At 66.7% G+C, this 19,091-nt stretch carries 19 protein-coding genes and 1 pseudogene; 7 read left to right on the forward strand and 13 right to left on the reverse strand.

The features are described 5' to 3' along the window. Positions 1-6: 6 nt before the first annotated feature. The 9 genes from ABOD76_RS03700 to ABOD76_RS03740 all read right to left on the reverse strand — a co-directional run bounded on the left by ABOD76_RS03700 (position 7) and on the right by ABOD76_RS03740 (position 5,310). Positions 7-339 (reverse strand): hypothetical protein, encoded by a 333-nt coding sequence (locus tag ABOD76_RS03700; RefSeq protein WP_350242206.1) that lies wholly within the window; start codon positions 337-339, stop codon positions 7-9. Positions 340-391: 52 nt separating this feature from the next. Beyond that, positions 392-667 (reverse strand): hypothetical protein, encoded by a 276-nt coding sequence (locus ABOD76_RS03705; protein ID WP_350242207.1) that lies wholly within the window; start codon positions 665-667, stop codon positions 392-394. A gap of 92 nt (positions 668-759) precedes the next feature. Continuing rightward, entirely contained in the window at positions 760-1,170 is a 411-nt protein-coding gene (locus tag ABOD76_RS03710; protein WP_350242208.1) for a hypothetical protein, read from the reverse strand. A gap of 321 nt (positions 1,171-1,491) precedes the next feature. After that, on the reverse strand, positions 1,492-1,632 hold the full coding sequence (locus ABOD76_RS03715) for a hypothetical protein (protein WP_350242209.1): 141 nt from the start codon (positions 1,630-1,632) through the stop codon (positions 1,492-1,494). Between the two features lie 258 nt (positions 1,633-1,890). After that, on the reverse strand, positions 1,891-2,229 hold the full coding sequence (locus ABOD76_RS03720; protein ID WP_350242210.1) for a hypothetical protein: 339 nt from the start codon (positions 2,227-2,229) through the stop codon (positions 1,891-1,893). 99 nt (positions 2,230-2,328) lie between these two features. Beyond that, on the reverse strand, positions 2,329-2,658 hold the full coding sequence (locus ABOD76_RS03725; RefSeq protein WP_350242211.1) for a hypothetical protein: 330 nt from the start codon (positions 2,656-2,658) through the stop codon (positions 2,329-2,331). Between the two features lie 71 nt (positions 2,659-2,729). After that, positions 2,730-2,891, reverse strand: a complete 162-nt coding sequence (locus ABOD76_RS03730) for a hypothetical protein (RefSeq protein WP_350242212.1) — start codon at positions 2,889-2,891, stop codon at positions 2,730-2,732. 1,109 nt (positions 2,892-4,000) lie between these two features. Continuing rightward, positions 4,001-4,450, reverse strand: a complete 450-nt coding sequence (locus ABOD76_RS03735) for a hypothetical protein (RefSeq protein WP_350242213.1) — start codon at positions 4,448-4,450, stop codon at positions 4,001-4,003. Between the two features lie 239 nt (positions 4,451-4,689). Continuing rightward, a complete protein-coding gene (locus ABOD76_RS03740) occupies positions 4,690-5,310 on the reverse strand; it encodes a hypothetical protein (protein WP_350242214.1) in 621 nt (206 codons plus the stop codon). A gap of 347 nt (positions 5,311-5,657) precedes the next feature. Between ABOD76_RS03740 and ABOD76_RS03745 the strand changes: the two genes are divergently transcribed. After that, entirely contained in the window at positions 5,658-6,044 is a 387-nt protein-coding gene (locus ABOD76_RS03745; protein WP_350242215.1) for a helix-turn-helix domain-containing protein, read from the forward strand. 29 nt (positions 6,045-6,073) lie between these two features. Beyond that, positions 6,074-6,412 (forward strand): type II toxin-antitoxin system PemK/MazF family toxin, encoded by a 339-nt coding sequence (locus ABOD76_RS03750; protein ID WP_350242322.1) that lies wholly within the window; start codon positions 6,074-6,076, stop codon positions 6,410-6,412. A gap of 1,519 nt (positions 6,413-7,931) precedes the next feature. Here ABOD76_RS03750 and ABOD76_RS03755 read toward each other — a convergent pair. Together ABOD76_RS03755 and ABOD76_RS03760 are read right to left on the reverse strand one after the other, a co-directional pair. Further along, the gene (locus ABOD76_RS03755) at positions 7,932-8,138 is read right to left on the reverse strand and encodes a hypothetical protein (RefSeq protein WP_350242216.1); all 207 of its coding nucleotides are present in this window, start codon (positions 8,136-8,138) and stop codon (positions 7,932-7,934) included. Between the two features lie 1,258 nt (positions 8,139-9,396). Then, positions 9,397-11,280 (reverse strand): family 43 glycosylhydrolase, encoded by a 1,884-nt coding sequence (locus ABOD76_RS03760; RefSeq protein WP_350242217.1) that lies wholly within the window; start codon positions 11,278-11,280, stop codon positions 9,397-9,399. Between the two features lie 745 nt (positions 11,281-12,025). Here ABOD76_RS03760 and ABOD76_RS03765 point away from each other — a divergent pair. Together ABOD76_RS03765 and ABOD76_RS03770 are read left to right on the forward strand one after the other, a co-directional pair. Next, complete coding sequence (locus tag ABOD76_RS03765) at positions 12,026-12,565, forward strand: hypothetical protein (RefSeq protein WP_350242218.1); 540 nt, start codon at positions 12,026-12,028, stop codon at positions 12,563-12,565. Positions 12,566-12,796: 231 nt separating this feature from the next. Further along, complete coding sequence (locus tag ABOD76_RS03770) at positions 12,797-12,988, forward strand: hypothetical protein (RefSeq protein ID WP_350242219.1); 192 nt, start codon at positions 12,797-12,799, stop codon at positions 12,986-12,988. 249 nt (positions 12,989-13,237) lie between these two features. Here the strand turns inward: ABOD76_RS03770 and glgC are convergent. Beyond that, a pseudogene (gene glgC / locus ABOD76_RS03775) lies at positions 13,238-13,654 on the reverse strand (glucose-1-phosphate adenylyltransferase); the annotation flags it as partial. 304 nt (positions 13,655-13,958) lie between these two features. Between glgC and ABOD76_RS03780 the strand changes: the two are divergent. Then, positions 13,959-15,116, forward strand: coding sequence for a hypothetical protein (locus tag ABOD76_RS03780; protein ID WP_350242220.1), 1,158 nt, complete (start codon positions 13,959-13,961; stop codon positions 15,114-15,116). 569 nt (positions 15,117-15,685) lie between these two features. Here the strand turns inward: ABOD76_RS03780 and ABOD76_RS03785 are convergent. Continuing rightward, a complete protein-coding gene (locus ABOD76_RS03785; protein ID WP_350242221.1) occupies positions 15,686-16,288 on the reverse strand; it encodes a TetR/AcrR family transcriptional regulator in 603 nt (200 codons plus the stop codon). Positions 16,289-16,395: 107 nt separating this feature from the next. Between ABOD76_RS03785 and ABOD76_RS03790 the strand changes: the two genes are divergently transcribed. Together ABOD76_RS03790 and ABOD76_RS03795 are read left to right on the forward strand one after the other, a co-directional pair. Then, positions 16,396-17,148 carry a glucose 1-dehydrogenase gene (locus ABOD76_RS03790; RefSeq protein WP_350242222.1) on the forward strand — a complete coding sequence of 251 codons (753 nt, stop codon included), beginning with the start codon at positions 16,396-16,398 and terminating at the stop codon, positions 17,146-17,148. Between the two features lie 153 nt (positions 17,149-17,301). Beyond that, entirely contained in the window at positions 17,302-18,240 is a 939-nt protein-coding gene (locus tag ABOD76_RS03795) for an alpha/beta hydrolase (RefSeq protein WP_350242223.1), read from the forward strand. Positions 18,241-19,091: the final 851 nt, after the last annotated feature.

Below are 19,091 nucleotides of genomic sequence, written 5' to 3' on the forward strand. Positions count from 1 at the left end.
CGGTGATTACGCGCTGTCCAGCTCGGGGAACGTCACGCGGATGGTTTCGCGGCAGCCGCCGGAGTTCGGCAGTTCCGCGCCGCGCAAGGCGTTGTCGCAGCGGGTGTACGCCACGAAGTCCCCGATAAGCTGGCGCTCGTGGCAGGTGACCTGATCGCCGCGCAGGAGATCCCCAAACGCCAGGATCGTCTGCACGCCGTCGAGGCGGAACTGCATCAGGACGCCGTTGCTGCTGGCGCCGACGTGCAGTTCTGCATACAGGATCGGGATCTCACGTCCGGTGAGGGTGCGGGCGACGCCGATCCGGCCGAGGATGGAACGCTCCAGGTCTGTGTCCATGTCCGTCAGGGTAGGAGGGGGCGGGCCGCGCCGCCCGCCCCCTCCTGGAGCGTCAGCGGCCGGACCACGGCGCCGACGTGACGATCGATGTGGCCCACGCCACGGCCTGCTCGGGCGTGAGTTCGCGCAGGGCGACCATCCGCTCCAGGTCGTGCCGGTCCGGGAGGCTCAGACCCGGCAGGGACCGCAGCGCCTCCTGCATCGCCTGGAACGCCGCCGCGCGCCGCGTCGCCTCCATCTGCTGCTGCTCGGCCCGCCGGGGCATCGCGGCGACGCCGCCCGAGGCGAGACTGCAGCCGCCGTACGCCAGTCCCGAAAGGTGCTTCATGACGCTCCCCTTTGCCGCGGGGGAATGACCCGCAGCCATGTCCGCCCGGGGGGGCGCGGCGGGGCCGGGAGGCCCTGACCGCGCCTGGCGGTTCAGCTGTCGAACCACAGCAGGACTCGCACGTCCTCCGGCGGCCCCAGGGCAGCCAGCGCGGGGAGCACCACCTCCCGGAAACGCCGCGTCGTGTGGTGCAGTGGTCCCGGTCCGTCCTCCCACGGCACGCTGGTGGTCCAACCGGGCCCGCCGGTCCAGTCGTAGCCCTGCAGTTCCGGGAGCGTGACCCACGACGCCTCACCGAAGTGCACCGAGGCGTTCAGGTCCGCCGGGTAGCCCCTTGGCGGGCGGATCGGCGTGACGCCGTAGGCGTTGCGGATTCCGGCGAGCGCCGAGAACACCTCATCGTTGCGTTCGTGCAGCACCTCGTGGGCGTCTTCGGGGAGGGGCGCGTCGTGCCACTGACCGCCGTGTCGGCGTTGAACGTGCGCGTGAATGTCACTGCCCATGGTGGACCTCCTGAAGGACGAGGGCTTACCCGCCGCTCGAGTTCGTGCGGGCATGTCCGCCTGGGTGGGCGCGGCGGCGCCGTGAGGCACCGCGCGCGCCGGGGCGGTGACGCGAGCAGGGCGTCCGGGCGGACGGTGAGCACCCACTGCTGGCGGCTGTACAGCGCCTGCACCGTCACCTGCTGCCCCTGGCGCGTGAGCGGGCATACCGACACGGCCGGGTGGCCGGGCCGGCGCAGCAGGCAGCCCACGCCGAACAGCGAGCCCCGTCGTGCAGGACCGCGCCGCCCGGCTCCCCCTGGATGTCCACCGGCACCTGCATCACGCGGCCCCGCTGCGCCCGCACAGCCCCCGGCAGCAGATCCTGATGCCGTAGCGGTCCCGGACGACGGGGGCGGGCGCGACGAAATCCTGGTGGTCGTGGGTGGCCATCAGGACCATGGTGCTCACCAGGTACAGCACGCCCGGCTGTTCCGGGGGGAGGGGCCGCGCACGGCGGTGACCGCACCGAACCGGGCGACGCTCATGCCCGTCGCCGTGACTGGGCCGGGCGTCTCCGGTAGGCGCAGCAGCAGCTCGCTGGGCTCCAGGGTGAAGAGGGGCTCGCCGGTGAAGGTGCAAGGCGGTGACGGGGTGGTCGGTGGCGTTGATCAGGTGCATGGTGCTGCTCCTTTCGCGGGGGGTGAAGTGGGGCGAGGTTCGCTCGCCCCGGGCTGCTGGTTAGTTGCCGATGAGGCCGTCATGACCGCGCGGCTGGCCATGCGTGTCCGTGATGAGCGGCCCAGCGCTCAGCAGGTCGCGGCGTTCCGGGAGCATCAGCCGCACCGCCTCGCGGACCAGGTACATCACGTCCGGGCGGCGGGGCGGGAGCGGCTGGCCGGCCTCGTCCACCACCGTCGCCGCCTGGATGCGGCGGACGCTGACGGGGAAGCCGGTGGGCAGCATCTCGCGGCGTGTGACGCTGACGACGCTGAAGGTGCGGTGGTCCGGCGGGACGGTCATCACGCCGTGCGGAGTGAGCAGGTCAATGTGTTCGCCAGTGGTGTTGATCAGGTGCATGTTCATCCCTTGCCGGGCGGCGGAAGCCGCTCGGCCCGCGTGCAGGTCCAGCGGGAAAACACCCAGGAGCGAGGGGGCGAGCTGGTCGCCCCCCACGTGTCAGATGGCCCAGCGCGTGATGCGGTTCCCGACATCGTGCAGGCCTTCGAGGCGCAGCGCTTCGATCAGGCCGCCTCGGCGCCGGAGGCACAGTTCCTCGGCGCGCTGCTGCAGCTCCTGCAGGCTGAGCCCGCCATACAGCACGCCGCGGTCGGCGCCGAACGTGCGGGGGTCGTACATGCTGCAGTACAGGTGCTCCATCTCCTCATCTTCGTCCTGGGGTTCGGGGAGTTCGACGGTGAGGGAGGAGTGCTGGCACGGGCGGTCCCACCCGCAGTCCACGTTGACGTGCTGCTCGCCGGCGGTGCTCTGGAAGAGGTGTTTGGTCATGTCTGCCGGGGTGGGGGTGCCGCGCGGCGTGAGCCGGCGCGGCGCCCTGCAGGTCCTGGGGGAAGAGGGCGTCAGTAGTCGTCGAAGTCGCGGGGTTCCTCGGGTGCCTGGAAGGCGTATTCCGCGTTCGCTTCGTCGTCACTTTCGGTGCACTGGTCGCACTGGGTGTGGGGGTCGTCGTGGGGGCCGTGGCAGCGGGGGCAGCGTGGGTGGTCGGGGTGGAGTTCAAGCATGTCCAGCTGGGGGTGGGCCGCGCGCCCTGTGGGGCGGACGCGGCGCGCCTCCCGCGACTCACAACGCTCTCACATATACTTTAGATTACGTTTCGGAGAGGTTTCTATTGTGACGCCATATTTTATTGGAGCCCAAAAAATAAAAACCCGCGCCAGGCGCACGCCAAAAATAGGCGAAAAATACCAGGAGTCTTCCTAGGTCATTAACAAGTGAAGTTATTCATCGGCCCCAAGTATCTACCATTAATTTCAGAAAGTCTTCATCTAGCAAAGCGCGGCCGCCCCGCCTCTCGCCCCACACGCCCACCCTGCACGGACTCCGCACCGCCCCCTCCATCAGCCCAACGGACGACGCCGTGTCGTGCCCGGACTGGCCCGCATGTCACCCTTTCCGCCACCGCGACCGTGTGCCATCCTTCCCTCGCTGTCTCACTCGTCCTGCTCGGCCATGGAGCGTACGTCCATCCACGACGGCGCCAGTACGTTCCCGTCCACGCGCACGCACGGTACCCCCATCCCTGCACCCAGTCCGGCAGTGCCGCTGACCTCACTCATCACCGACGCCGCACAGCCCGCGTCCCAGCACCGAGACAGCCCGGTCAACCGAGTCCGCGACACCAGCAGTACGTTCCGAGTTCCAACCTTCACACGGTCAACTTCGGCTGCCGTCAACGCACACGTCCGGTCCAGACGCACCACCCACCCAGCATTCCACCCCACACGGCTCCGCACGGGTGCCCTACAGCTCAGCTGGCCAGCTGCCCGACCGCCGATAAAGCGAACTGCTCCTTCCACCGATGGTGCTGGGCCATGCGCTCCAGCAGGCGTGACGTCTTGTGCGATGTCCTGTGCCGCGCAAACGCGGCGCTCCGTATCACGCCTCGCATGACGCAAACTCGTCGCTGAGTGCCGTGCAGGTGTGACATGCAGTGTGACGTTATGTGCCGCACACGTGCCGCGTCCAATAGGGCGCAATGTGCGGCGCTCTGCGCGATGCACGGCTGCCCTTCGCGTCGAAGCCCCGTTCTCGCGGCTCACGCGCTCTGGGCTGCACTCACCAGCAACGGAACGCCGCCCACACCTCATCGTGTGGGCGGCGTTCCCGAGGTTTATCGCTTCGTCTTCTTCTTGCCGGATGGCCGCTGCGCCATCAGCAGCGCCACATCGTCACCAGTCAGGGCATCGATATCCGCACTCGTCAGACCCCGGCCGCCATCCCGCAACCGGCGTTCCCGCATTACCTGCTCGACGAGCGCTGAGAACTGCTGCCGGATGTCCGGCGTGTCGAGGAACAGCACCTCCGGCGAGGTGAGGCGCCCGGGCTGCCTGTTGTGCAGGACGGTCGCCACATCCATCTTCGCGGTGGTGGTGAGTTTCACGCCCTGCAGGGTCCCGGCCTGCACGGTCTCGTACACCCACGTCGTGACGTACGAGCGGTACTCGGGCGGCACCTGTTCCAGCAGCGCGCTCAGCCGCAGCGGCGAGGGCGCCTTCGATTTCGCGGGGCCGCTGCTTGCGGGCGCGGCAGGGGTGGGCGGGGTGTGTGCTTCATCATTCATGGTTGGCCTCCACCTCCTCAGCGTGCCGGGGGACGCAACGACGCATGCAAGGTTCAACAGACCGTCCGGTCCAGGTGCCGGGCATCGCCAGACACGGCCTCGCCCTCGGCGGGCTGTCCGATGCTGCAGCGCTCCTGACACCGTGAGATCAGCCGCTGCGTTCACCTGCCGGTCGTGGGCGCGAGCGATCCGGCACGCCGCACGCCTCACGTCCACCTTGCCGCTGCCGGGCGCACCCATCACCAGCACGTTCTCGTACCGCACCGACATCGGGAAGAGCGCGGCGCTGGTGTCGCGGTAGTCGTGGCGCAGCTCGCCCTCCCGCCAGGGAATCGGGTCCCGACGTACAGCCCGCGCGGGTCGTCGCGCCACGCCCGGTGGGAGCGGCGCTTCGCGCCGTTCTCGGAGCGGTCCGTGATCGCCTCGATGCCCGGGTCGCTGCGGGACGCCCACTTCGCCTGGCCGGGATTCTTGGACGGCTCCGGGCGGGTGAGTGCCCGGCTGGTCACCATGGCCGACAGGATCAGCAGCGTCACCGCGCCGAACACCTCCTGCTCCGGGAAGCCCTGATGCCACTGCGCCGCGAGCCACGGGCTGCAGTGCCGGTCGACATTACACCGAAGTGCGGTAGGCAGGGGCCCGTGGGTCTGGAACACCTGCGCCCAAGTGATGGTCCGGCCGCCGGGTTGGCGCAGGTGGGTGGTTTCAAGCGTATGCCCGGCTTGCAGGAGCACCTGCTGCCCCCGCCGGCCGCCCCAGACGAGGATAGCGGCGAGCAGCAGCATCAGGGCGGCCAGGATGGCGATCAGTGCCCACCTGGGCAGCGCGTGTCGGGCGGGAGGAGCGGAATACAGCGACATACCCGCAGTGTGCTGGGGGAGGGAACGCCGAGCGGCGCCCGCATGCGGAATGCCGACGTCCACCGTGACGGTCCCGTCCGGACATTCGTCGGTTCCCGTTCCGCTGATGGCCCTGGGGCTCATCTTCTCATTGGGCAGCGGCTCGAATTGCGCGGACGCCGGGTCCTGCAGGTCCTCTCAGGAGGAAAGGGGCTGAAGCCCAGGTGGTGCAGCACCGTACGGACCTGGCCTTGGTGGTCCTGAGTTCAACCCTGACACGCCGCACTTCGCTGGGTGGTGTTTGTGCTCACGACCTTCAGGTGACGCGTGTGAAACCTCAGCGTGACTACTGGTAAGATGTTGCCACTATGCGAACGGTTGAATTCACCCTTCGGCACTATCTCGCCACCCATGGCCTGAGTGCGTACCGTCTCGCACAAGCGGCACGCGGGCGGGTCAGCGAGCGCACGGTCTATGCCCTGGCGCGGGGCGAGGCCAGCCGCGTTGACCTCGGTACCCTGGCGGCCGTCATGAGTACGCTGGAGGAACTGACCGGTGAGCCGGTCAGTCCCGCTGACCTGCTGACCGCCGTCACGGTACCGGGGCCTGACCGTGAAGCGCGAACGTGGCTTGATGGAGACGCTTCGCACCTGGGCGAGTTCGAGCCCTACGACTGGGGCGGGACCGACCCCTACACCCTGGGCGAGCCTGTCCGGGTGGGGCCAGATGGTGAAATCGTCATCGGTGGCGAGTGACGGCGAAGCTCACCCTGGGCGCGATATTCGTGGCGGACTTCCCTGAACACGACCCCAGCGGACATGAACAGGAGGGCCCCCGGCCTGCCGTCCTGGTTGGACTGCCCACGAACGCCGGGCGGCCTCGTTTCCCCGTGCTGATGCTCGCGCCGGTGACGACCTTCCGGGGACAACCCTGGGTGACGGCAGCTCCTGACCTGTACCCAGTGCTCAGCGTTGGGGCTGGAGGCTTGCGGGTGGATTCAGTCGCCCTGATCGATCAGACACGCGCCCTCGACGCCTCACGGGTGTCCCGCTACCTGGGGACCCTGACCTCAGGGGAATACGCCCCAGTCCATGCAGCAGTGCGGCTCATCTTCAGCATTTGAAGGTGACAGCCAGCGAGGACGTGTCTGTCACTCACTCAGACCACGTACGCCGTCGCTTCATATACAAATGATTTCAACATCCCGAGAGACCTCCGCCCTGAGCACATGTGCCATGCAGATCATCCGTCGTGCTGGAAGAGTTGGGAAATCTACTCTCGCAGTGAATGTCTCTGGAACACTGGCCATCCATGGTCCGACGGTGCTTGCCGATGAAGACCGCACCCTGGAGACTTCAAGAGATTGGCGTGGAAGTGCGAGGGGAACTCGTCCAGTACCGCTCCTATCATCTGGCGCCGGCCGTCCAAGGACACCACTTCCCAGAGCGCGTTTTGGAATCTGAACTTGTCCGCGAGGCGCAACGGCACTGGCAAGACATGGTGTCGTCCCGGCGGCACGTTCGTGGCAAGCCGTTCCGGGCACTCAAGAACCATGGTTGAACGCTGTGTCCTGCACGTTGCTCCAGTGGTCCTGGTGACGTTGCGGCCCGGTAGGGCGGGGAGAAGAAGAGATACAGTCCACCCTTGAGGTCTGGGGGATCTTCAAGCTGCAGATGCCCGCCGTTCTGTACCGTGAACCGCAGATCCGGGCGCTGTGGATGACACCGTACGCCCAGCGTGAAGTCCATGGACCAGGGCGTGTGCCTTCCCGCGGTGAGGATGGTCCCGTCGCGCCCGATGCGGTTGAGTGCGAAGCCGGTGCCCGGTGGAGCAACGATGGTGCCCATCCTCAGCGTGCCGCTCCCTCGGTTGACCAGCTCTCCATCCGGGCAGCGTCCATGCCCGGTAGACGTGACGCTGGCCTGCTGCATCGTGAAGAGGCTGGCCGGCCCGCAGGCGCTCAGGACCAGCCGAGCACGAGGGCTGGCAGCATAAGGCGGGCGAACGATGGCCGCATCTGCTGAGTCTAGCCAACCGCGCCTTCGTCTCGACCTTCAGTGCCAGGTGGAGGGCTCGGACTGAATGGGCTGAGGTGCGGTTGGCGGTTGATGACGCGTTGGGGTGGTGGTGTTTCCGATATCCCAAACGCGCTTGAGCCGGGGAAAGGGCCTGCTGCGCCTGGGCCCGGAGCCAGGTTCCGGAAGTCCGGGCCATCATCCCGCTACGCTCACCTACACCCTGGCACAGGCAAAAAAAAGTCGGCCCGCAGGCCGCTTTGATTTCTCTATTCTAGCCGGATATACACCCAGAGTCAATTTTATGCGGCGGCCCTGTTCCAGCGCGGCTGCATCCGTTGTTCAGCGGGGTGTTCAAGGCGCTTGATGGTCAGGCCGGTGCGGGCTGCGTCGGCGCGGTCGCCTGCTCCTGAGCCACGCGGTTCAGGTTGAGGGCCAGCTGCCGCGTCAGCAGTTCGTCTTCGCCCAACGGCCATGGCGGCCCGCGGGTACGCCACAGAGGAGGAGGGCCCGCCTCACTTGGTCCTCGGCCATGACCAGCCCCACCCCGACAGCAACCTGATCCGCGGCCACGGCGTCATACAGAGCGGTGCGGCGGGGCGTCAATCCGACTCCAGGTCCTGCAGGTCATCGGCAAGGGCCTGCAAGGCCGCCTGCCGCTGCTCGGCCAGCCTGATAGGCGAGAACGTCCTCGAGGTAGAGCCGGCGGCGTTGCCCGACCTTTTTGACCAGGTAGGGGCGGCTGACGTTCAGGAGGTCGGCAGCCTGTTGGGTGGTGATCTCGCGGTCGAGGGTCAGGACCTGCACGGCCTTGCCGGCGGCGAGCTGTTGCAACAGGTCTTCAAGGAGGGCGGCGAGGCGGCCCGGGGCAGGGGTGGTGCGCAGGGCCGTTCGGTGGCGCTGGGCGTCCTAGATGTTCGAGGGGGTAGGAGCGAATGGGGCCGACACGGGCACCTCTAGGTTCATCAGACGAAACGAACGAAGCAGCCAAAAGGAGTGTATTGAATGAGTGGCGCTGCCGAGTGTCGCCACCCAGAAGAGCGCGTCCCAGCCAGTAGGGACCTGGGTACTACGCCCGAGCGCGCCTTAAAAGGAGGGAGCTGATCTTGTAGCCAAGCCAACGAGTGACGTCTGATCAATTGGGATTGCACAATCTTATTTGGGCCAGCTTCGTGGATGTGATGGGCCGGGTGATTTCGAAATGGATACAACGCATTGATCTGCCGCAAGGTTAAACCATTTAGAGGATTGTATAATCTTATCACCGCCTTTGAACCAGCTCCTCCAGCTCCTTTCGCCTTCCACTGCTTCTTCGCTTTTCGTGGTGCTTGAGTGGGGAAAGTCGTTTCTGGTGTGGATGGCGCGTGTCGTTGCGTGATCGGCTGAGGTGTGTTTGACCTTCTGGCCGCTGATCTGGCGGGGCCCTTCCATCACCGTTGTTGTTCACCAAGCTGGTGCTTAGGCGGGGGCTGGGGGAAAGTGCGGAGGGGGAGACGGGTGTTGTTACGGTGGGAGAAGAATTTGCTGGCTCGTGAAAATTTTCGTTGCTTGGTACGAATAGAACGGAACGGACCTCCCGCCATCTTCCACAGAGCAAAGTAGGTGAGGTAGACCGGTGCAACTCCATGTCGCGAATGCTCGAACAGGCGCAGGGACGGAGGGAGGCTATAGAGCGTCAACGAAGAGGCGATGGCCGAGATGTACGGCTGTCATGTGTTTCCATGTTGCTGTTGAAGTGAGACGTTAAAGATTTCGAGGTGCATCGACTGCAATGTCTGGAGAGAGGGGAAGTGATGTCGGCTCATTGCTTTCGCCAGACTCATGACGTGACAGGGAGATTGGTTCAGTTCAGGCGCGCATGTGCGGTTCACCATGCTTGAGCTGGAACGAGCGCGGGGAGAAAAGGGGGGAGGGGGAGACGAGGTGGTTCTGGTGCGAACAGAAATCGCCAGCTCGTGAAAGTTTTCGCTTTTTGGTACGGTCGGAACATACAACCGTTGTTGAGCTTCCCCCTCACTTTGAAGCAGAAGATGACAAGTCCCTCGCCCGTACAGGCGAGGGAGCTTGGCGTGCGAGGGCTCGGTGTCCGCTGTTACTGTGGGAACTTCTGCTTGACGCTGTACATCCGCACGTAGTCGAAGCGCGCGATGAAGCCTGCGCCACCCATCGAGACGAGGCCGACGCGGGGGGCACTCCCGAGCTGGTGCGTCCAGGTGCTGCCGCGCGTCCACGTCGTGCCGTCGCGGCTGGTGGAGGCCGTGTAGCGTTCTTCGCCGTGTTCGGTCGTCTTCGTAACGCGGAACCAGATCGCGTCGGGCGCGGCCGCACTCAGCACGGTGTTGCCGTACCTTGGGAAGCCCGGGGCGACAGGGGCTTGCTCCTTGGCGAACTCAATCTGACGCGTTTCCCAGATGCTCGCCTGGGTGAGCTTCACGAAGTTGTCGTCGTCACCGTACATCACCAGGCCCGCCTGAGCGAAGTTAAAGCAGCAGCCCGAGGCCGGAAGGTTGATGCTGAGCTTGACCTCAACCAGGTAGTCACCTTGCGGCACAGGACGGGTGAGCACGGAGGCGTTGTTGCTGTCCTCAAACAGGTCGGCCGCCTGGGTGTCGAAGCGCAGGACGCCGCCTTCGAGGCTCGCGGCCGCAGGCGCCGGCGGACGCACCCACGTCCAGGCGGTGTCCAGCGCCGTGCCGTTGAACTCGTCGCTGTAGGCCGCGAGCAGCTTGCCGGGTTCCGGCACTTTCTCTTTCGCCACGCGGTAGGTGCTGCGCTGACCCGGTTGTGCCGCCGGGGCAGGCATGACGTCGTCGGACGCGCCGAGACCGCCGCGCACAGTGGGCCACCCGCCCTCCCAATCCACCGGGTCAAGCAGCGCGGGCCGCTTGTTCAGACCGCCTGGCTCGGCGAGGTACGGGTCATGACGGTCAATGGCGTGATACACCGTCCAGTCCTGCCCTCCGGCATCCGTGAAGACCGCGTTATGCCCGGGGCCGACCCAGCGGTTGCCGTTCATGGTCAGCACGGGCGTGCCGCCCACGTATGTGGCGTTCAGGTCAACACCGTCGCGGTCGAGGAACGGTCCATCGGGGGTACGCGAGCGGCCCACGAACACGCTATAGCCGGACAACGGGCCACGACAGCAGTCTGTGGCAGACACGAACAGGTAGTACCAACCGTCTTTCACGAAGACGTTACTGCCCTCGTAGCGGTTGGCAGAAGCGATTTCTTTCTGGGTGGCCGGGTCGGAGCGGAGCCCGTCCGCAGACAGGTGGCGCACCGAGATGCCGCCGAAGTAGGAGCCGTAATAGATCCAGCGTTGCCCGGACGGGTCTTGAATGACGTCCGCGTCATAGGTCCAACGGCGACTGTCTGAGCAGCAGGGCGCAGGGTGCGGCTCCACGGCAGGCGTGCCGCTGTCCACCCACGGCCCGGTCGGCGACTCGCTTGTGGCGACGCCGATCGCGCTGCCGCCCGCCACCGTGTCGCTTGCGGTGTAATACAGGTGGTACTTGCCGTTGATGTACACAACTTCCGGTGCCCACAGGCCCGCGTCCGGACGGACCCACGCCGGGCGCTGCGGAAAGGCGTCACCGACGTACGTCCAGTGGACGAGATCCGTCGACTTCGCCATCGTGATGAGGCGGAAGTTGAAGTTGCCCTGTGCGTCGCGATCGTTGGCGTTCAGGGGATCGGTCGTGCAGTACAGGTACCAATTGCGGTCGCCCGGTTGCTGACCGCGCATGATGTCTGGGTCAGCACACGTTTCCACCTTGCCGAGCGGCCCGGCATTGATCGTCAGAGCGTTCTGGTAGGTGCCCGGGCGGGACTCATGGACCTTCTGCGCTTCAATGGACGTGCCCGCGCGGTCCGGGGTGGGCGACGCCTGTTGACAGCTCACCAGGGCGACGAGCAGGATCGCGAACGCCCTTGAGGGCGCATGTGATCGACGAGGCGGGGATACGGAGTCAACCATGTCTTCCTCCTGAGAGCCCGCGTCGGAGCAAACACGTGAACCACTGCAGCGTGAGACGCGTGCTCCGAAGAGGGATGAAATGCCGTTTTGTTGTGCAGTGCCTCTTCACTGTAAGAGTCGAGCTGCCTGACCTGTGGTCGCTGACTTAAGGAGGTCTTGATGGAGTGCACATCGTTGTGAGGTTCACCCGGTGTTGCGGCTCTTCCGCTGATTGGGTGCAGGGGATCAGGAGGCGAGCACAACACGTTGGCGAAGGGGCTGAACAGATCCACGGTCGTCCATCTGGCGCTTGATCCGCTTGATCTTGTTCACCACGCCTTCCGTCGGCCCGTTGCTCCACGGCCGGGTCATTGCGGCCAGGAAGGCGTCTCTCTCCCTGACGGGGCTGGTCCGCCACGCTCGGCCGCAGACACCCCGGAGCAGCCCTGGCGTGCACGGCACGTGAACGTCCCGCGTCGTTGCCGGCTGTGGCGCTTCCCTGAACCGGCGCGGCCGCTGCCGCCAGGACCTTCAACGGGTCATCCGGATCCCTGACGGTCAACGGAACTGATCGTGCTCACTTCCGCGACCAGGGCGTCACCCGTCACCCCGGCAGATCGCGCCGGCCGCTGCCTGCCGTTCGCGCATGCACGCTGCCCACCGCGCCCGCAGTTCCGCGCCACGCCACCGTCAACATGGGTGTGAGATCACGGCTCGTTCAACCTTTTGTTCAGGCCCACTTCTCTTTGGCGTTCTCCCCTGGGGCATGTTCGAACATATCCTCCAGCAGATGGGCAGTCTGGGAGCGTCCAGTCAGCACTTCGCCCAGGCGCAGCAAACCGGCCAGGACGATCAGGTGGATCCGAACCATGCCGCCGAGTACGTCCAGCACGTCACCCAGCACGCGTCCCCCGAAGCGCAACAGCAGGTCTTCGGTGAGTACGTGTGCAGCCTGAGCTCCGAACAGCGTCAGGCGCTCGGTCTGGCGATGGTGCAGCACCCGGGCATCCCGGTGCAGTCGGTGCAGGTGGACGATGACCAGAGCCTCACGCAGGCCCTGGGCACCTCCACTCAGGCGCTGTCCGCTCCCGGCCAGGGTGGACTGGGGGGGCTGTTCGGCATGTTCGGCCAGGCGATGGGTGGACAGTCCACGCCGCAGGCCAGTCAGCTGGGGGGCATGTCCATGGGCCAGTCGGCCCAGCCGGGCGGCTTTGATGTCGGCAGCCTGCTGCAGAATCCAGTGGCCAAGGCAGGCCTGGTCGGACTGGCGGGCATCATCGGTTCTCGGTTGCTCAACCAGCAGTAAGCCCCCTGGAGCAGCAGGCCACCGAGGGGCGGCCTGCTGCTCCAGTCATGGACGTGGTCCTGTCCCCGGCGGTGACGGTGGGAGCGGCGGACACGCCCCGCAGCGGCGGTCCAGCCAGCGATAGACCGGCGGAGGGGGTCATGGGTGCACCGGCACCCGCTTCACGCCAGTACCAGGGTCACCGCGTGGCTCCCGCCTGCGCGGACCGGCACTTCGTGCGTCAGGACCGCCATGCTCATCGAACGCGAATTGACCGGCATCACGGTGAACACCAGTCCTGGCTTCACCGCACCCACCCTCCACACCTTCGCGGGCACAGAGACAGTTGAGCGGGGCGCGCGTCAACCGGTGAGCGCCCTCGACGTCGACGGTCCCACCGGTTGCTCCGTGCGAGCGGTGGACGGCGAGGCCGCCCGGCTGTGACACCGACAGCGCCCGGATGACGACCGGACCCGGCAGGTCGTCGGGCAGGCCAGAACGCGGCGCCCTCCGGCCCACCCGCAACGGCAACCGAACCAACAGCGCCGAACGCACCCGAGAACGCCGAAGGCCACCCGAAACCAGAACCGGCTCAGCCGGGTGGCCTCCGCGGGGAGCGGCGAAGCTGGGCGCCGCAACCCTGTGAAGGTGACGCCATGGATTCGCTGCGTCCCGAACCGCGCGTGCGCTTCGTCAGAACACGTAGCCTTTCGGCACCACCACGACGCCGCGCTCGGTGACCGTCAACCCCCGCTGTGCATCCTCGGCCAGGTTCACGCCGATGGTCGTGCCGGATGGCACGACCACGTCCTTGTCGACGGTCGCCCGGCGGATGTGCACGTTACGGCCGACCTCGACGTTGTCGAACAGCACACTGCGCTCCACCAGCGAGTAGCTGTGCGCGCGGACCCCGCGTCCGAGCACGATGTCGCGGACCGTCCCGCCGCTGATGATGGTGCTTCCCGCCATGATCGAGTTGATGGCCTGCCCGCGCCGGTCAGCCGTCTCAAACACGAACTTGGAGGGCGCGGAGAACTCACTGCTGGTGCGCAGCGGCCACCGGGGGTTGTACAGGTCGAATTCCGGAACCACGCTCACGAGGTCCATGTTGGGTCGACAATGCCGTGGTGGGCGCGTCGGTGTCAGGTCCATCTCCAGCGCCGTGAAGACGGCGGTTCAGCCGTCGGCGACGTGAACGGACGGTGGCGCCTGCTGGACCCGTCCACCGGAGGGACCCACCGCTGAGCATAAGCGAGTGCTCGGTTCCAGGCCGCGTGGGTGAGCTGATCATCGCCGTGGCTGTGAGGATTCGGTCATGACCGCCCTGCCATGGTATGGACATCTCAACCTCCCCCCATCCTGGTCTCCGTCATCCCCCGTTCAGTCCAGAGCACGCTCTGGACCAGGAGTTGTCATGCCCCGCATTCCCGGTCTGCTTGCCCTCACCACCCTCAGTCTCGTGCTCGCCGCCTGCGGTCAGACCACGCCCGACCCCCACACCACCCAGAGCGCGCACCTCACCCTCACCGTCAGCGCCCCGCAAGGCGTCAACCCCAACATCACCGTCAGCGGCCCGGTTGGATTCAGCAAAACCATCACCACGACCGGCAGTGCCTGGCTGGACACCCAGGCGTTCGGCACGTACTCCTGGGCGTCCATGACCGTCAAAGCCGGCGACTTCACCTACGCGGGCAGCAACGGCAGCGTCGTCCTGGCGGCCAACGACGTCAGGACCGCGACGGTGTCGTACCTCCCGATTGACAGCGCCCTGAACTTCACGCTCCACGCGCCAGCCGGCGTCACCCCACACGTCACGCTGCGCGGCCCGGACAACTTCACCAAGACCTTCACCACCGCCGAGACGGTCAACCTCATCGGCTTGAAGCCGGGCACGTACACCTGGACCGCCGAGCAGGTCACGGCGGGCGAAGTCACCTACGCCGCCACGGATGGCTCCATTGAGCTTCCCGCCGGGGAGGCCCAGCAGGTCAGCGACACCTACGCCGCCATCGTCGGCACCCTTGACCTGAGTGTCAGCGTGCCGGACGGGGTGACGCCCAATGTCGCGGTCACCGGCCCGGACACGTTCAGCACGACCGTGACCACCGCTGGCGCGGTCAAGGTGACGGGCCTGAAGCCCGGCACGTACACCATCGCCCCCTCCAGCGTCATCGCGAAGGGCTTCCGCTACGACGCGCAGGGCGCGACGGCGGCCGTCGTCTCCGGACACACGGCGACCGCGAGCGTCTCGTACACCGGCGGCGTGGACATCGAAGCGCCCACGAACGTCACGTTCACGCCCGCCAGTTCGAGCGCCGACAGCTCTGGATTTGCGCACCTCACGGTCACGGCGCAGGACAACGCGGGCGTCAAGGAGTTCATCGTGTACGCCAACACCGGGGACGTCAGGATGGCGACCCTGGCCGCCACCAAGAGCGCGGACGGCTACAGTGCGTCCTACAGCCCCTGGATTCCGCACGGCTTCCCCCAATCGTTCACGGTGGTGGCCAGTGACGGTGTCAACGTCAGCGCGCGCAGCACAGAAGTGTTCGTCACCAACCCGAACCCGTAAGACGCGACAATGCTCGTGAACAGGCCATGGACGGCGTGCTGAGCGGCGCCCAGGACGTGGTCGGTGGCGGCCAGGCGCACTCCGGACCGCGGCCCGCTGTCTCCTGCCTCCGAGCCGTGGGGCAGCCGGAGGGTGTGGTCACGCCGCGCCCTCTCGAGGTGCACGGTGCAGTATCAGTGAGCCGAGGGGCTGGTTCTGGACTCAAGGCAACGGTCGCTGAAGTCACCAGACTCGTCCGCCGGCCCGGCGGTGAGGCTCAACCTGGCGCCGCAGGATGGTGGTTCACGCCGCGCCACAGCCAACGCACCAGCGGTCAGGACCTCCTGGCGGACAGCATCGTGACCGCCACGTGGCTGAACCTGAACGTCCCGGACGACCTTCACTTCAGCGTGAACCGTCAGGCGCTGGGTATCCCGCGCACACGCGTAAGGGCATGATGCGGGCGGACGTCCCCACCTTCCCTCCGCCTTCGGGTACAGCACCGCCGCGTGGACCTGAACGCGCATGGCACGTGCACGTCCTGGTGCGTTGACCTTGAGCGGCGCAGGATTCACCTCACCCGCAGCGTCTCAGGCGCTCGGCATGCTGTCCGGCCAGGCGCGCAGGGCGAGGTGCACCACCCGGTGCAGGTCGGCGCGGCTGCACCCGGCCGCGGCCTGCACCGCCATCCCCTGGGAGAGCGTCGCCACGAAGCGCGCCAGGTCGGCGGGGTCGACGTCGGCCGGGAGGTCGCCGGCCTGCCGGGCCGTTTCCAGGCGCTGGCGGATCAGCTGCTCACTGCCGGCGCGGCGGGCGTTGAGTTCCTCGGTGATGGCGCGGGCCTCTGGCCCGGTGGCGAGCGCGCCCTGGACGGTCAGGCAGCCGGCCGGACAGCCGGGGGTGGTCTGCGCGTCGGCGTGGCCGAGCAGGAGGCGTTCCACGAACTGGCGGGCGGTGGGTTCCTGCAGCGCGGCCTGCACGTAGCCGAAGTAGTCGTCGGCGTACAGGTCGAGCGCCTGTCGAAAGAGGGCCTCCTTGTTGCCGAAGGCCGAGTAGAGGCTGGGGCGGTTGATGTGCATCGCCTCGGTCAGGTCCAGGAGCGAGGTGCCTTCGTAGCCCTGCGTCCAGAAGACCTTGAGGGCCTGTTGCAGGGCGTGGCGTTTGTCGAATGTGCGGGGTCGGCCACGGGTCATGATCTGCCTCCTTTCTATACCTAATGGTACACTATTGACAGCCGCCGCCACCTGTGCCACCTTATGTACCGAGCGGTATAGAAATCGACCGCTCCAGGGAGCAGCACATGCATCAGCAACTGTCCGGCAAAACCGCCCTCGTCACCGGCGGCACCAGCGGCATCGGCCTCGCCATCGCCGAAGCCTTCATCGCCGAAGGCGCCCACGTCTTCATCACCGGCCGCCGCACGGCACAGCTCGACGACGCCAAAGCGCAGCTGGGCGACCACGTCACCACCATTCAGGGCGACGTCGGCCAACTCGACGACCTCGACCGCATCTACGCCGTGATCCGCGCCGCCGGACGCCCGCTCGACATTGTGGTCGCCAACGCCGGCGGCGGCAGCTTCGCGCCACTCGGGCAGATCACCGAAGCGCACTTCGACCAGACCTTCGACACCAACGTCAAAGGCACCCTCTTCACCGTGCAGAAGGCCCTGCCGCTGCTGAACGACGGCGCCTCGGTGATCCTGATGGCGTCCACCACCAGCATCACCGGCACCCCCGCCTTCAGCGTCTACAGCGCAACCAAAGCCGCGGTGCGCTCCTTCGCCCGCACCTGGGCGCTCGACCTCAAGGACCGCCACATCCGGGTGAACGCTGTCAGCCCCGGCCCCACCCTCACGCCGGGCCTGACCGACCTGGCGCCCGACGCCGAGCAGGCCCAGGCCCTGCTCGACGGCCTGACCTCCGGCGTGCCGCTGGGCCGGATGGGCCAGCCGGAAGAGATCGCGCAGGCCGTGGTGTTCCTGGCCTCCGACCGCAGCAGCTTCATCACCGGCACTGAACTGTTCGTCGACGGCGGCACGGCCCAGGTGTAAGTCGCCCTCACCCTTCGCGCCCCGACACCCGGGGTAGAAACTGCCGGAACTCGCCGGACAAGGTCATCCGCGCAGGGTCGATAGGATTAAGTGGCCGTCTGAACTTTAGACGGCCACGTGCAGTGCACCGGACACATTCCCTATGCTGTCCCCATGACCCGCCAGAGCTCGCGCCCCCCTCCCCGCCTGCCCCTGCCGCCGCGGGTGCGCTTCTGGCTGGGGCTGCTGCTGGCCCTGGTCCTCGGCTACCTGATCGCGCTGGTGCAGGGTGCCGTCGTGCGCCCCCCGCTGGTGATCGGGCAGGACGCCGTGCCGCCCTCCGGTCCGGTACAGGGCGTGACGTCCACGCTGGAGAACCAAGGGGGCGCGTTTCTCGACATCAAGCCGGGCGGCGCGGCAACGACGCTGCTGGTCTACTACCCCGGCGGCCTGGTTCGCCCCCAGGCGTATGAATGGCTGGGCCGCGCCCTCGCCGCCGACGGCGTTCAGACGGTCATTCCGGTGTTTCCCCTGGATCTTGCGGTGACGGGCATCAACCGCGCCGACGCGCTCATCAGGAAGTTTGGCGCGGGCAAGACCGTGGTGATCGCGGGCCACTCCCTGGGTGGGGCCATGGCGGCGCAGTATGCCAGAGGGCATCGTGATCAGCTGAGCGGCATGATCCTGATGGGCGCGTATCCGGCCGGCAACGTGAACCTGAAGGAGAGCCGCCTTCCGGTGCTGTCGCTCCTGGCCGAGCAGGATGGGGTGGCGGAGCCCGCCGACGTGCGCGACGGCCTGAACCGCCTGCCGGCCAGCGCCCAGTTGACGGTCATTCCCGGCGCGGTTCACAGCTTCTTCGGGCGGTATGGAGCACAGCGAGGCGACGGTCTGCCCACGGTGACGCGCGCCGCGGCGGAAGCCGGGATTCTGCGTGCGGTCCGGGCGTTTCTGGCCACGCTGCCCCCTCCATCCGGTGACGCTGGCCATTGCGCACGGACCAGCACGGCCAGCGCTGTCCGCTCGGCAATGACGAGCGGCCACGAGAGGGTCGGCGCGCATGAACGCGTGGCGGGCGCCGGCGGCACCTCCGCCGCATGTGTAATGGCCTGAATGGTTCGCCTGATGGATGGTGCAGGGTCATGGCCTCACGCGGATGAGTGCGGCATGCTGCACCGCGTCTGCTCACATGGTCGGTTCGCAGGCATCTTCGATCGGCGTTGGCTGACCCATCCTGTACGTCACTCAGCTTTGCCTGCCAACGGGTACTGGCAAGCTTGCGGCCCATCTGTCGCAGGCGCTGGCTGTCCAGGCACCCCACGGGCATTGCCTTAACCTGCTTGAGCGCTGTCTGCACATTGGCTTTGTTATTTCCGTCAAGCGCGAACGTCAGCGGATCGCATGGTCGATGCCGGGTGGTACGCCGGGATAAGGCGGTTCGTTGTCCTTGGAGTCCAGGATGTCGAATGGGAGCACCCACTGTTCAGCGAACAGGTCCGAGACGTTCCAAAGCTCCTGGAGGCCATCGAACGGGCCATCACATGTTCAGAGCAGGCCGTGGAGGGCCTCGTTCCATTAGCGGAATGCTCGGGTCCATTACGTTTTACGGCTGGTGGTCTGTTTCAGAAGAGCGTTGGGAGAAAGATCTTGACGAAGAGACTCGACTTCGCGCAGGAAACACAACAACCATGCAACTCTTTCAAGCAACATCTCCGATGTTCATTTGACTCAAACCACTCGCTGTCCCACAAGGAGTCTGCAGGGACGATGGAGCCGCGCGGATGCCTGCACGAGGAGAGGCGTGCACTGCGGCGTTCTCGGCAGACCGCCAGGGTCCAGTACGCTGCACCGGTGCCCACGGACGAGCTGCTGAACACGGACGTCCCCCGCGACGCCGAGGTGACCTCGTTTGAAGGCGGGCACCCGGATGGCACGGACGCTCCCCACCTGCACCCTCTGCGGTC

The organism is Deinococcus sonorensis KR-87, assembly GCF_040256395.1.
In the GTDB taxonomy this organism is placed as follows: Bacteria; Deinococcota; Deinococci; order Deinococcales; family Deinococcaceae; genus Deinococcus; species Deinococcus sonorensis.